The organism is Gammaproteobacteria bacterium (assembly GCA_013151035.1).
GTDB lineage: Bacteria > Pseudomonadota > Gammaproteobacteria > JAADJB01 > JAADJB01 > JAADJB01.
Window position 1 is genome coordinate 59,921 of record JAADJB010000053.1, and the last position, 13,051, is coordinate 72,971.

Below are 13,051 nucleotides of genomic sequence, written 5' to 3' on the forward strand. Positions count from 1 at the left end.
TATTTCTCTCTTTTTTCAATAACTTAAAAACAAAAACTCAAAAATGTAAGAACCGCAGCCGTGTAAGATTTATTGATGCCTGATAAAAATCAGACAACTATTTCCAAATTCCCTCATTACACTGTAAAATACGCGGCTTCTTACACGCTGGACACCGGTACATCCAGAAATAACGATGTGCATCCACGGCTTCGCCAGATTAGAGTCAGGGTCAGGCGTGATGAATAACGAATTCAAACCATTTAGTCAATTTTTAGGAGAAAGACATGAGACTTATTCTGTTAGGTGCACCTGGTGCTGGTAAAGGTACTGTAGCCAAGTTATTAACTCAGATCGACGGTTCTGTACAAATATCTACCGGTGACATCCTGCGTGGTGCTGTAAAAGATGGCACTGAACTGGGTAAGAAGGCTAAGGACTTCATGAATTCCGGCGCACTGGTTCCTGACGAACTGATCCTGGAGATCATGGGCGAACGCCTGCTGGAAGATGATTGCAAGAGTGGATTCCTGCTGGACGGTTTTCCTCGCACCATTCCTCAGGCCGATGCACTGGGTGCCATGCTGGAAAAACTAAACATCAAACTGGATGCTGCTGTTAATCTGGATGTTGCGCGTGATGTTATTCTGGATCGTTTGACTACACGCCGTACCTGCTCCAATTCAGATTGCCAGGCTATTTATAACATCAAGAGCATGCCATCCAAGGTAGAAGGCATCTGTGACAAGTGTGGTAGCCCGACTATCCAACGCGAAGATGAGACTGAAGAGGCCATTAGCAAGCGTCTGGACACCTTCAACGAGATGACCGCTCCATTGGTGGGTTACTATGAAGGCAAGGGCAACCTGCTCAGCATCAAGGCAACCTCCAGTGATGCAGTAGTGAATACTATCCAGGATCACCTGAAAAAATAAATCTTTCGGCACAATCTTGAAAGGGCTGCATTCCACCCGGATGCGGCCTTTTTTTATGGGTTATAATTATCATCATTGCTGTCCCATTAACTCAAGAGACAGGAATTGCGTTTCTCTATCAGAGATCCTTGCCCGCATGGACGCGGGCGTGGAGCCTACATGGATGTATTCACGGCGTGTCTCTGGTAGAGAAACGTGATTCATGTCTCGAACTTACCAGGCATTTTTTTCGATGAACATCATGCTATTACAGTAATTACATAAATTCTTAACGGAACAGCAGTGAATTATCATAATGAATTCAATAACAGCACCCAGCGAATATCATATCAATGTCGATCATAATGATGAGATAGCCCTTGATCTATTGGCACAACATACCACCTATTCCCGACAGGGTATCAAACAAGCCATGACCAAAGGTGCCGTCTGGTTAAGCCATGGCACACAAACCACACGCCTGCGTCGCGCAAAAAAAAACCTCAACAAAGGCGATCAATTGCACTTGTACTACGATGAAGGGATACTGGCAACAGAACCTCCAAAGCCCACACTCATTGCGGATGAGGAAGGTTATAGTATCTGGTACAAACCCTATGGCCTGTTATCACAGGGCTCTAAGTGGGGCGATCACTGCACTATTAATCGCTGGATTGAACAACATCAAAAACCTCAACGTCCCGCTATCATCGTGCATCGTCTGGATCGTGCGGCTACCGGTCTAATGATTATTGCCCATCAAAAACGAATCGCGGCTGCCTTCTCCAGAATATTTCAGCAACGCGCCATCAGCAAACACTACCAGGCTATTGTGCAGGGGCATTTCCCTGTTGCAGAGAAAGCCCTGTGCATTGATCAAGCACTGGATGATCGACCGGCAATAAGCCATGTCACAGCGCTGGGTTATGACCGTGAAAAAAATCAATCACTGGTCAAGGTTGTTATTGAGACCGGACGCAAACATCAGATCCGACAACACCTGGCATCCATCGGCTTTCCTATTGTTGGTGATCGTCTGTATGGTTCACAACAACAGGAATATGAACAGGATTTACAACTCACAGCCTGTTATCTGGCGTTTGAGTGCCCGGTAGATCATCAGCAAAAGAAATTCCGATTAGCGGCACATCTTTGTCCTTGTTTTTAAGTGCATCAGGGTTGCAGTGCATCAATAACAGCAACAATACTACTATTGCTAACACCCACTGGTAACACCACGCCCGGAGTTACATCGCCCGCTCCGGTCAAACGCCGTTGTATCATCAGCCCATCATCGGCATCAACCTCACCATCACCATCCACATCATAGGCCAGACCAGCATTAGTAATGCGTGCAACAATAGACGCATTATCCTCTCCCGCAGGCAAGAGTACACCCGGGGTTACATCACTCGCTCCGGTTAAACGTCGTTGTATCATTAGTCCATCATCGGCATCGACATCGCTATCGCCATCCACATCAGTACTGGCAACAGAGGCTACACTGGACACAGTAATGGTCTTGCTCAACAGGGTACGGAAACCTGAGCCAGACTCTGAACCTGAATTGAGCACCCCATAACGACTTTGACCATCATCCAGTGCCACATAAATAGTATAGGTTCCATCCTGGGTAAAGGTGACATTGCGTGAGCTTGAACCTGGAAGCACAGTTAAATTATCAGCATCAACGTTAAAAAGCACTCCCTGAGTCGGAATATACCAATTCACATCAACCGCATCACCCTCACCATCGGTCACTGCCGTCAGATTCAGCGCAACCGTTAATGGTGCTGCACCACTGCTAACCGACGCACTAAAACTAGCCGTCGGTGCCTGATTAAAAGATACCGAGGTATTCACCGACAAGGCCTTACTGGCTGCAAGCCGATTATTAATCAACAGATAAACTGTCCAGGCGCCCGGAATCGTGCCCATCGCTTCCAGCGTGGCAACAGTAACACCATTGGTACAAATACTGTTGGCAGAACAATTAAGGTTCACTGTTGTCCCATCATAGTAATAACCCTGTGGATCCACATAGACCAGTTCCACAGCCATGGCAATGCCGGAACTTTGTATCATAGACCAGACATAGGTTCCCGTGGTACTCGAGTCAACCTGGGTTACCGTTGTATTGTTTGCCAAATTAACGTTTCCTGAGCCATCATCCACACTAAAATACACATCCTGGATACGCGCATCAATCACGACAGAAGGTGGACTATATTGCACCGCCGGAACCAGGACAGCCGGAGGACCATACAGAGCCTGCACCGCTGCAATATCATCATCACGCGGGAAGTTCAGGGAATTATAGGGGTTGGAATACATCACCGATGCCGGGTTGTCTGAGTGACCCAGTCCCAGAAGATGCCCCAACTCATGCACCATCACCCGCACAAAGTTAGCCCGTGCACGCTCATCCAGGGTACTTCCCCAGATCTGTTGATTATTATTCATCAACACACTGCCATCACGATAGGCACAATAACCTAGTGCCTGAAATTCTGTTCCGGTACAACTCGAAGCCGCTCCCCCTTGTCCAGCGGCACCACTCAAGGAACCTGACCAGGCAATCACCACCTGATCATCATCACTATTTGTGTAATCAGAATTGGAAATACCATTACCAGCAGGCTGGAAGCTGACCCCACTGACATTTTCCCACGCCTGCATTGCCTCCTGAATTAACCCCAGTGTGACCTGTTGGTCAAAAAACAAGGCAGGGGCATTATTCGGATTATAGCTATAAGGAACCACGGCATCAGGCCAGCGACCAAAATCACTGGCATTACTAATACCCAGATACAGGGGTTGTAAAATGATATCTGTATCTGCATACAGCGGTGTCATCAGGACACTACATAGAACAAAAAGGGTAGCAATGCCCCCTTTTATTATTTTTTTAACGGTAGCCGCCACCCAATACGTAAATATCATAGCCCGCCTCACTCAATAGATAGGCCGCTGCTGAACTACGTCGGCCCGTGTCACAAAAAACAATATAAGGTTTTTCTTCATCCAGCTCATGTAGTCGTAACCGCAGGAGATAAAGAGGAATGTTGATACTACCTTCAATCGTTGAATTATTAAATTCACTTTCCAGACGGACATCCAGCCATACTGCACCATCATCCCGCACCAACTCCTGACCATCTTCAAGGTCAACCTCATGCATAACCGGCGCCTTTAACAGATTATCAAAATCCGCCTTTGACATTCGCATCAAGGTACCATTGGTCAACATGGTAATGGTGGCATTGCGCTCACATTCCGTAATCAAGGCCTCTTCTCCAAAACCATCGCCTTGTTGTAATTCTGCCAGACGCACATCGGTACCCGTGGGAGACTTACGCGTCACCTCGGCACGACCCTGACTAATAATGTAATAATAATCACCCACATCGCCCTGACAGATGACAGCCTCACCCGCTTTCATGGGCATCTCTTCCATCCGTTTGAACACTTCCTGAATATTGGCAGGGGGTATCTGGTAGAAGATATTGGACTGCAACATGCGTGTCATCCAATCGGTGTTAGCATCATCATCCTCATCCAGTTCGGAGACCACATAACCGGCAGACTGATCCCAGGTCAACAGGATATCCAGTAAATCATTATCAATACGAATAAACTGAATATCAGAACGCGCTGTCGCGGTCATATTACGCGGCTGATGATGAGCAACCGGGTGGCGTGCCTCAGGCGTATCTGCCCTAATGACAGTATTATCACCATGCTCACCGTGCAAATCCAGCGTACCTTTAATCAGATAAACAGCCTGATTATCCTGCCCACCTTTTTTAAACAACACAGAACCTGATGCGGCTGATTCCAGCGCAGTCTTTTTATAGACTTCTTCAAAATTTTCTGACGATAAACCATCGATTGGAACCAGGCTCGCGAGAACCCGGCGATCCACCGTCTCTTTTTCATCTACCATTGTTTACTACCGCTGAATTTACAACATATCCGCCTATTCTACTGCAATCACCGAATAGAAGCACTCTGTATCCTCCTTCGGGCGGACGACATCAGGCTTATTCCATATCAGGTGTTGCGCGAATACGATGAATACTCAGATCGGCCCCTTGATGCTCTTCTTCTTCTGTCAAACGAATACCCACCACTGCCTTGATCAGCGCATAAATCAAAAAACCACCGCCAAAGGCAATAACAATGCCCATCAGTGTACCGATTAGCTGTACCGTGAGGCTCACACCCCCTAAACCACCCAGGGCAACCGAACCAAAGATACCCGCAGCAATTCCGCCCCAGGCACCACACAGACCATGTAACGGCCAGACTCCGAGTACATCATCAATCTTCCAGCGGTTCTGGGTCAGGGTAAAGGTCCAGACAAACAACGCACCGGCCACCAGACCGGTTACCAACGCACCCAAAGGATGCATAATATCTGACCCCGCACACACCGCCACCAAACCCGCCAACGGGCCATTATGCACAAAACCCGGATCATTTTTACCCATAACCAATGCTGCCAGAATACCACCCACCATCGCCATCAATGAGTTAACAGCCACCAGACCACTAATACCCTCAATGGTTTGAGCCGACATCACATTAAAACCGAACCAGCCAACGGTTAGTATCCACGCTCCCAATGCCAGAAAGGGGATACTGGAAGGTGGATGAGCATACAAGGTTCCATCACTACCATAACGACCCTTGCGATGACCGAGCAGGAGTACCGCAGCAAGGGCAATCCAGCCACCCATGGCATGAACCACGACCGAACCGGCAAAGTCATGGAAAGCAAAACCAAAAGTGCTCTCCAACGCATCTTGTATACCCCAGTTACCATTCCATACCACACCCTCAAAAAAAGGATACAACAACGCAACAATGAGGAAGGTAGCGAATAAATGCGGATTAAAACGGGCACGTTCTGCAATCCCGCCTGAAATAATAGCTGGAATTGCAGCGGCAAAGGTCAGTAAAAAGAAAAACTTGACCAACTCATAGCCATTTTTCCCCGTCATGGTCTGTGCGCCATCAAGAAAACCAACCCCATAGGCGATACCATAACCAATAAAGAAATAGGCAATCGTTGATACGGCAAAATCAGTAATGATCTTAACCAGGGCATTAACCTGATTCTTGCTACGCACAGTACCCATCTCAAGAAAGGCAAACCCTGCATGCATGGCAAGCACCATAATAGCGCCCAGCAAGATAAATAAAACATCGGTACTCGTCTGTAAATTTTCCATCAACATAAACCTCTGAATATTAGTGGCGACGTCCCTTCATCAAAGCCTGAATCAATTCATCTTCATACTGAATACGATCTGCCAACACTTCACCCAGGCGTGATAAATCATTCGCCAGATCATCCACTCGATCGTCCAGCACCGCCACATCGTAGCGATCATTGAAGGCAAGAATAAAATCAGTTGTTTTAACGATCTCTGGATAAATCCTGTCGGCTAATGCTGCAACAGTCTGCCGACGCTCCTGATTATTCTCAATAAAACGATATAACTGAAAATGCGCACTGGCAGTGTAGTCAATCAAGGATTGGCAAAAATCCTGCAAGCTCCCTTCGGTATCTTCATCTGCAACAAACGGACGCTGTTGAGCCAGATCAGCGTACAACGCCAGGGTCTCAGCACGCGTTGCCACCAAAGTAGAATGCTTTTCTTTTAATCTGGAACGGCGATCACCGTGACCTGTTCTATTATTAACTTCCATTACTCCCCCATACCTTCAATTCAATTATTTTTTTACAGTATAACAAGCCTTGGGAACCTTGCATAAAATAATACTTGACTAAATTGATCAAGTATTAAATAATACGATCACTATTTGATCATATGCAGTATCTCAGGATACCCGCGAATGAAGAAAACCAAGGAGTATGTTATGAAATTATCCACCAAAAGTCGTCACGCAATTACTGCCATGATGGAACTGGCTCTGCACAAGAAACAGGGGCCCGTCACACTTGCCGATATTTCTATGGAACAGGCTATTTCTGTCTCCTATCTGGAACAATTATTTGCGCATTTGAGAAAAAGCCAACTGGTCACCGGTCTACGCGGCCCTGGCGGCGGTTATCGATTAAGCAAACCTGCCCATGAAATCACCATTGCAGAAATTATTGATGCCGTGTCTGGACTGAGCAAACACAGCCCACAATATACCGCCATTGCCGTTGATGGCGACCCTATCAATCGTCTATTGTGGAAACAATTAAGTGGTCGGATCTATCATTTTCTGGATGGTATTACGCTGGCCGATGCTATTCAGGAAGAGGATGACATCGTCTCTGATGCACATATCGTAACCAATACACCTATAAGTCCTTATAGCGCGAGAATGTAATTCAAGACTGAAAAGAGGATACGGGTAAACTGATCTCCAAAATGGGGACAGAGCGAAAAGGGGAGCCTTTGGCTCCCCTTTTTTGCTCTGTCCCCGGGATATACGTACCCACAGACTCTACTAAATAATCTTTACAAGCACGGGGCATTCTCTCCATAATGCTTAATGATCGATACCATTCAACAACTCTATCCACTGGCAGATAACCCGGTTCCCCTACGAGGACTTTACCTGGGGCACGCCCTGCACAAAAAAGCGACGGGGCAACAGCCTTTTATCTACGCTAACTTTATCAGCAGTCTGGATGGGCGTATCGGTCTGCAAGACCCTGATCAACAAACCCATCGTGTACCCGATGCTATTGCTAATCCGCGTGACTGGCGTTTATATCAGGAACTGGCGGCACAAGCCGACATCCTACTCACTAGCTCCCGTTATTTTCGTCAGGCCGCAACAAATACTGCTCAAGACCTGTTACCTATTGGTTCGGAGGCTGATTTTCAGGATTTAAGAGCATGGCGTTTACAACAAGGTCTACAGCCACAACCGGATATTGCTATTCTCAGTAGTCAGCTGGACATCCCGGAGATAGCACTGGAACCTTATCTTCATCGTCAAATTCATGTCTTTACCGGCAATACAGCCCCAACAGATAAAATCAATGCCCTACAGGCATCCGGTATCACAGTACACGTTAATCCAAGCGACTCGATTGTTAACGGTCATTATCTTATTGAGCAACTAAAACAGCATAAATATCGTAGTATCTACGCCATTTCCGGACCCCAGGTCTTATATACCCTGATCAAGGATCGGGTACTCAATCGCCTTTATCTCAGTCAGACACATCAGATCCTGGGTGGTCAGATATTTGATACCTTTGCCTGGGGCCCCGAACTCAAGCCCCCGGTAGCCCTTACTCTCAATAGTCTCTACTATGATACCAAGGCACCTGCCGGGGCAGCACAGTGGCTCAGCACCTTTGACATAAAATAAGAGAACACGTATGGATACACACCACAGCCTTGATCAACCACTCAATCACCTGGAACAAGAGGCGATACAATTTTTAATGGAATATGGTGAGATCCGCAACTACAAGATCGATGACCTCATCGTACGTGAAGGTGAAGAATCAAATTATGTTTACATCCTGTTGAAAGGCATGGCTCATATCATCAAGGATGATGCCTTTAATAACAGCAATATTATTGCCAAGGCAATGCCGGGTGCCATCATCGGTGAGATGGGTGTTTTTATGGAACTGAAACGCACTGCCAGCATTGTCGCAACAACGGAAGTCAATGCGCTGGAACTCAGCAACGAACGTTTTATGGAAGGCTTGGAGAACTACCCGGTATTGATGAATCGTCTACTCAAGAATATGTCATCCAAGCTCAATTACATCAATCAGGTGATGGTACGCGAAAAACAATCCCGACAAATGCTTTTTATTGGCATGCTAATAATGAAACAATTGGGTGATAATAAACAGGAGAACGCTCTGCTGGAAATGGACTTCGAGGAACCCATCAAGTCCGGCACCTTGTCGCTACTGGATCTTACCAATACCTTCATCAACTACCAAAAACTCCACATCCTGGATCAGGTACATTTCAAGGATGATAATCATATCTGTCATTTTATGGTTCACCCACTGTCACTGCAACGATTCATGGATCATGGTGCAACAGCACAATAAGCGTTATTCAAGTAACACAAGCTCAACATCATCATCGGCATCAACGATATAATTGGGTAAATCATCCGGGTGTATATATTCTTCAGATATTGCCCGCCCCCTAATTGAGGCTCCCGCATCAAACACACTCTGTACCGACCCGCTCAATAACGGGTGCCACTCAGGCAGATCCTCTCCCACGGCTAACAGACGGTAAGCACAGGTCGCTGGTAACCAGTTGGCCTCCATCGCCAATTGCGGTGTCACCTGTAGACAATCCGGCACAATAACCGAGCGATCTTCATAACAGCTACAACGACAGGTCTCATGATCGAGAAAGCGACAGGCAACATTGGTAAAATAAAGATCTCCGCTATCCTCATCCTCCAGTTTATGCAGGCAACACTGGGCACAACCATCACACAGGGATTCCCATTCTTCCGGGGTGAATTCCGTTAATTTCTTTTCTTGCCAAAAGGACTTTGTTTTTTGTTGCCCGACTAGTTTCATAGGGGTATTGTAACATTCGTTTGGCTGGGGACAGACCTTTAGCTGGGGACAGCCCCCCAAAACGGGTCTGTCCCCGAATTTATATGAATACAGTCTTTATATTTACTGTATAATTAGCCGCCTCTTATATTCAACCTGAATCCAGACCACGCATTATGAATAAAAAACTCCGTAACATCGCCATTATCGCTCACGTTGATCATGGCAAGACCACCCTCGTTGACAAACTACTGGCACAGACTGGCACCCTGGGTGACCGCTCTGATGCCCCGCAAAGGGTCATGGATTCTAATGAACTGGAGCAGGAACGTGGTATTACCATTCTTGCCAAGAACACAGCCATTAACTGGAAAGACCACCTGATCAATATCGTGGACACCCCAGGACATGCTGATTTTGGTGGTGAGGTTGAACGTGTACTATCAATGGTCGACTCGGTACTACTACTGGTTGATGCCGTTGAAGGTCCCATGCCACAGACTCGTTTTGTTACCGAAAAAGCATTGGCTCAGGGGCTCAAGCCCATTGTTGTTATCAACAAGATTGATCGTCCAGGCGCACGCCCGGACTGGGTTCTAGATCAAACCTTCGAGCTATTTGATCGTCTCGGCGCAACCGATGAACAACTCGACTTCACTGCTGTATACGCCTCTGCCCTGAATGGTTTTGCCAAGATGGAACTGGAAGATGCCGATGAGAATATGGATCCCTTGCTTGATACCATCCTCAAGGTCGTCGATGCCCCCGATGTCGATGTTGACGGTAGCTTCCAGATGCAGGTCAGCGCACTGGATTACAATAGCTATGTCGGCGTTATCGGTATTGGTCGTATCACACGCGGCAAGATAAAAGCCAATAGCCAACTCAGTATTGTTGATACCGAGGGTAACACTCGTAGTGGTCGTATCCTGCAATTACTCGGCTTCCTTGGTCTTGAGCGTATCGAAGTCAAAGAGGCGCAGGCGGGTGATATTATTGCGTTTACCGGTATTAGTGACCTAAACATCTCGGATACCCTGTGTGACAAGGACAATATAGAGGCATTACCGCCACTCAGCGTTGATGAACCAACCATGAGCATGACCTTCCAGGTTAATAACTCACCCTTTGCCGGACAGGATGGTAAATTCATCACCAGCCGCCAGATTCGTGACCGACTGGATCGCGAGCTACTGCATAATGTTGCACTAAGGGTAGAAAACACCGATGATGCCGATAAATTCAAGGTATCCGGTCGTGGTGAGCTCCATTTATCTATCCTGATCGAAACCATGCGCCGTGAAGGATTTGAGTTGGGGGTATCCCGACCTGAGGTTATCCTCAAGGAGGTTGATGGTGTTACACAGGAACCCTATGAAACCCTGACGGTTGATGTTGAAGAACAGCACCAGGGTTCCATAATGGAAAAACTGGGTCTACGTGGTGGTGACATACAGAATATGACCCCGGATGGTAATGGTCGCATGCGTCTTGATTTTACCATTCCATCACGCGGCTTAATTGGTTTCCGTACCGATTTCCTGACAACCACACAAGGTACTGGTCTAATGTACAGCGTCTATAGCCATTACGATGAATTCAAGAAAGGCAAATTTGGCCAACGTAATAATGGTGTGCTGGTATCCAATGGCAAGGGTAAAGCCCTCGCCTACGCCCTGTTTAACCTACAGGAACGTGGACGGCTGTTTATTGTGCATGCTGATGAGATCTATGAAGGCATGGTCATCGGCATTCACTCGCGCGACAATGATCTGGTTGTTAATCCGCTCAAAGCCAAACAATTAACTAACATACGCGCCGCTGGTACCGATGAAAATCTGGTTCTAACCGTACCCATCAAACATACCCTGGAAGAGGCCCTGGAATTTATTGATGACGATGAGCTGGTTGAGGTAACTCCTCACTTTATTCGTATCCGCAAGAAATTATTGGATGAGAACACCAGAAAACGCGCATCACGCCCACCTAAATAAGCATAAGTCAGGAACCCCGGTATACCCGGGGTTTTTTATGCTTATAGAATTCAACAGGATGACAGACTATGGACACGCTAATGACGACAAACACCCCGTGGGTCAATATCTACCTCATTCCCTGGGGAATACGGATCATAACGGCCATCCTCATCTTTTACATAGGCCGTTATATTGCTCGCGCACTAACTAACACGACAAAAAACCTGATGACCCGAAATGGTCAGGATATTACCCTGGTTAACTTCACCGGAAGCATCCTGTACATCGCCCTAATCGCCGCAGTCGCTATTGCAGCGCTTGATCAGATTGGCGTACAAACCACCTCCCTGCTGGCTATTCTTGGTGCCGCTGGTCTTGCCGTCGGCCTGGCACTCAAGGATTCATTATCAAACTTCTCTGCTGGAGTCATGTTAATCATTTTTCGCCCATTTAAACAAGGTGACTTTATTGAGGCTGCAGGCACCTCCGGCACGGTAGATCATATTGGTATATTCAATACGGATATCACAACCGGCGACAACCGTAAAATCATCGTACCCAACAACTCGATTTTCGGGGGTACCATCACTAATATATCAGCCAATCCAACACGTCGTATTGATCTCATTATTGGCATTGGTTATGAAGATGATCTACGTAAAGCAAAAGACATACTGGAAAACATTCTACAACAACACAGCGATATCCTTGATGATCCAGCACCCGCAGTTGCCCTGGCAGAACTTGCCGATAGCAGCATCAATTTTAATGTACGTCCATGGGTTAAAGCAGAAGACTACTGGGGTATTCGTTCACAGTTACTGGAGACCATTAAAATCACCTTTGACCAGGAGAACATATCCATACCCTACCCACAACAAGACATACATTTACACAAAATAAATTAACCTAAAAATGAAAAACGCAGTGATTTCACACTAAAAAACTACTCATAAACATCCATGATCGAGATTAATTCACGATAAAGATATTTTTTTTCTTCCTCATTCAAACCTGAAAAATCCTTGTGATTGATACCCTGCTCCAGCAATACAATATATTCCCTAACAGAGTTACAACCCGCCGCACAAAGCCTTTCAACATAATCATCAATCTTTTTAGTCATCGAATTTAAACTCTATATACATAGGGTATAATCAACATTCTGATTACCAATAATGACAGCTATTAAACCATACCAGAACACCAATAACCAATATTGAGATAGAACATAAGGTCTTTTATATCTTTAAAAAAGACTGATAAGCATTCATTTTCTTTCAAAAAAAAGCACTAATCATTTCATCCACAATAACAATAAGCACATGATATGCTTTTCTTTTTTATAAAAGTTCCTATAATAGCAATTGTTATGTTACGCGACTTAATAATTCACCAGGAGGATTTTCGCATGGCAGTAAAGAAAAAAGCTGTAAAGAAAAAGTCCACAGCCAAGGCTAAATCGGCTGTAAAAAAGAAGGTAGTAGCAAAGAAAAAGGTCATCAAGAAAAAGGCCGCACCAAAGAAAAAAATCACTGCTAAAAAGAAAGCAGTGAAAAAGAAAGCGACTGCAAAGAAAAAAGCAGCGCCGAAGAAAAAAGCAGTGAAAAAGAAAGTCGCTGCCAAGAAGAAAGTTGTGAAGAAAAAAGCAGTGAAAAAGA

At 46.0% G+C, this 13,051-nt stretch carries 13 protein-coding genes and 1 pseudogene (1 of these 14 only partly in view); 8 read left to right on the forward strand and 6 right to left on the reverse strand.

Annotated elements, in window-relative coordinates; genetic code table 11:
* Positions 1-266: 266 nt before the first annotated feature.
* The gene (locus GXP22_11460) at positions 267-914 is read left to right on the forward strand and encodes an adenylate kinase (GenBank protein ID NOX10078.1); all 648 of its coding nucleotides are present in this window, start codon (positions 267-269) and stop codon (positions 912-914) included.
* 295 nt (positions 915-1,209) lie between these two features.
* Positions 1,210-2,061, forward strand: coding sequence for an RNA pseudouridine synthase (locus GXP22_11465; GenBank protein ID NOX10079.1), 852 nt, complete (start codon positions 1,210-1,212; stop codon positions 2,059-2,061).
* A 5-nt stretch (positions 2,062-2,066) separates the two neighbouring features.
* Here the strand turns inward: GXP22_11465 and GXP22_11470 are convergent, their stop codons facing one another.
* The 4 genes from GXP22_11470 to GXP22_11485 form a co-directional block, all read right to left on the reverse strand.
* Positions 2,067-3,836 carry a matrixin family metalloprotease gene (locus GXP22_11470; protein NOX10080.1) on the reverse strand — a complete coding sequence of 590 codons (1,770 nt, stop codon included), beginning with the start codon at positions 3,834-3,836 and terminating at the stop codon, positions 2,067-2,069.
* Positions 3,802-4,839, reverse strand: a complete 1,038-nt coding sequence (locus GXP22_11475) for a cyclic nucleotide-binding domain-containing protein (protein ID NOX10081.1) — start codon at positions 4,837-4,839, stop codon at positions 3,802-3,804. Before GXP22_11475 ends, GXP22_11470 begins: the two co-directional genes overlap by 35 nt.
* A gap of 97 nt (positions 4,840-4,936) precedes the next feature.
* Positions 4,937-6,130, reverse strand: a complete 1,194-nt coding sequence (locus GXP22_11480; protein NOX10082.1) for an ammonium transporter — start codon at positions 6,128-6,130, stop codon at positions 4,937-4,939.
* A 19-nt stretch (positions 6,131-6,149) separates the two neighbouring features.
* Positions 6,150-6,611, reverse strand: a complete 462-nt coding sequence (locus GXP22_11485; GenBank protein ID NOX10083.1) for a sigma D regulator — start codon at positions 6,609-6,611, stop codon at positions 6,150-6,152.
* Positions 6,612-6,782: 171 nt separating this feature from the next.
* On the opposite strand from GXP22_11485, the gene GXP22_11490 reads away from it, so the two are divergent.
* The 3 genes from GXP22_11490 to GXP22_11500 all read left to right on the forward strand — a co-directional run bounded on the left by GXP22_11490 (position 6,783) and on the right by GXP22_11500 (position 8,946).
* Entirely contained in the window at positions 6,783-7,244 is a 462-nt protein-coding gene (locus tag GXP22_11490; GenBank protein NOX10084.1) for an Rrf2 family transcriptional regulator, read from the forward strand.
* A 165-nt stretch (positions 7,245-7,409) separates the two neighbouring features.
* Positions 7,410-8,240: a pyrimidine reductase gene (locus tag GXP22_11495; GenBank protein ID NOX10085.1), complete on the forward strand. Its 831-nt coding sequence runs from the start codon at positions 7,410-7,412 to the stop codon at positions 8,238-8,240.
* Between the two features lie 10 nt (positions 8,241-8,250).
* A complete protein-coding gene (locus GXP22_11500) occupies positions 8,251-8,946 on the forward strand; it encodes a cyclic nucleotide-binding domain-containing protein (GenBank protein NOX10086.1) in 696 nt (231 codons plus the stop codon).
* Between the two features lie 3 nt (positions 8,947-8,949).
* Here the strand turns inward: GXP22_11500 and GXP22_11505 are convergent, their stop codons facing one another.
* Entirely contained in the window at positions 8,950-9,435 is a 486-nt protein-coding gene (locus tag GXP22_11505) for a YcgN family cysteine cluster protein (GenBank protein NOX10087.1), read from the reverse strand.
* Positions 9,436-9,590: 155 nt separating this feature from the next.
* Between GXP22_11505 and typA the strand changes: the two genes are divergently transcribed.
* Together typA and GXP22_11515 are read left to right on the forward strand one after the other, a co-directional pair.
* Positions 9,591-11,408, forward strand: a complete 1,818-nt coding sequence (gene typA, locus GXP22_11510) for a translational GTPase TypA (GenBank protein ID NOX10088.1) — start codon at positions 9,591-9,593, stop codon at positions 11,406-11,408.
* A gap of 68 nt (positions 11,409-11,476) precedes the next feature.
* Positions 11,477-12,298, forward strand: a complete 822-nt coding sequence (locus tag GXP22_11515; protein NOX10089.1) for a mechanosensitive ion channel — start codon at positions 11,477-11,479, stop codon at positions 12,296-12,298.
* Positions 12,299-12,336: 38 nt separating this feature from the next.
* On the opposite strand, the gene GXP22_11520 is transcribed toward GXP22_11515, so the two are convergent.
* Positions 12,337-12,516: a hypothetical protein gene (locus GXP22_11520; GenBank protein NOX10090.1), complete on the reverse strand. Its 180-nt coding sequence runs from the start codon at positions 12,514-12,516 to the stop codon at positions 12,337-12,339.
* Positions 12,517-12,801: 285 nt separating this feature from the next.
* Between GXP22_11520 and GXP22_11525 the strand changes: the two are divergent.
* Positions 12,802-13,051 (forward strand): annotated as a pseudogene (locus GXP22_11525) (histone H1); it runs 245 nt beyond the window's last position.

What these genes read in the sequence shown, in the direction of transcription:
- GXP22_11460 (NOX10078.1), top strand. Translation starts at nt 267, where the DNA reads ATGAGACTTATTCTGTTAGGTGCACCTGGTGCTGGTAAAGGTACTGTA.
- GXP22_11465 (NOX10079.1), top strand. Translation starts at nt 1,210, where the DNA reads ATGAATTCAATAACAGCACCCAGCGAATATCATATCAATGTCGATCAT.
- GXP22_11470 (NOX10080.1), bottom strand. Translation starts at nt 3,836, where the DNA reads ATGATATTTACGTATTGGGTGGCGGCTACCGTTAAAAAAATAATAAAA.
- GXP22_11475 (NOX10081.1), bottom strand. Translation starts at nt 4,839, where the DNA reads ATGGTAGATGAAAAAGAGACGGTGGATCGCCGGGTTCTCGCGAGCCTG.
- GXP22_11480 (NOX10082.1), bottom strand. Translation starts at nt 6,130, where the DNA reads ATGGAAAATTTACAGACGAGTACCGATGTTTTATTTATCTTGCTGGGC.
- GXP22_11485 (NOX10083.1), bottom strand. Translation starts at nt 6,611, where the DNA reads ATGGAAGTTAATAATAGAACAGGTCACGGTGATCGCCGTTCCAGATTA.
- GXP22_11490 (NOX10084.1), top strand. Translation starts at nt 6,783, where the DNA reads ATGAAATTATCCACCAAAAGTCGTCACGCAATTACTGCCATGATGGAA.
- GXP22_11495 (NOX10085.1), top strand. Translation starts at nt 7,410, where the DNA reads ATGATCGATACCATTCAACAACTCTATCCACTGGCAGATAACCCGGTT.
- GXP22_11500 (NOX10086.1), top strand. Translation starts at nt 8,251, where the DNA reads ATGGATACACACCACAGCCTTGATCAACCACTCAATCACCTGGAACAA.
- GXP22_11505 (NOX10087.1), bottom strand. Translation starts at nt 9,435, where the DNA reads ATGAAACTAGTCGGGCAACAAAAAACAAAGTCCTTTTGGCAAGAAAAG.
- typA (NOX10088.1), top strand. Translation starts at nt 9,591, where the DNA reads ATGAATAAAAAACTCCGTAACATCGCCATTATCGCTCACGTTGATCAT.
- GXP22_11515 (NOX10089.1), top strand. Translation starts at nt 11,477, where the DNA reads ATGGACACGCTAATGACGACAAACACCCCGTGGGTCAATATCTACCTC.
- GXP22_11520 (NOX10090.1), bottom strand. Translation starts at nt 12,516, where the DNA reads ATGACTAAAAAGATTGATGATTATGTTGAAAGGCTTTGTGCGGCGGGT.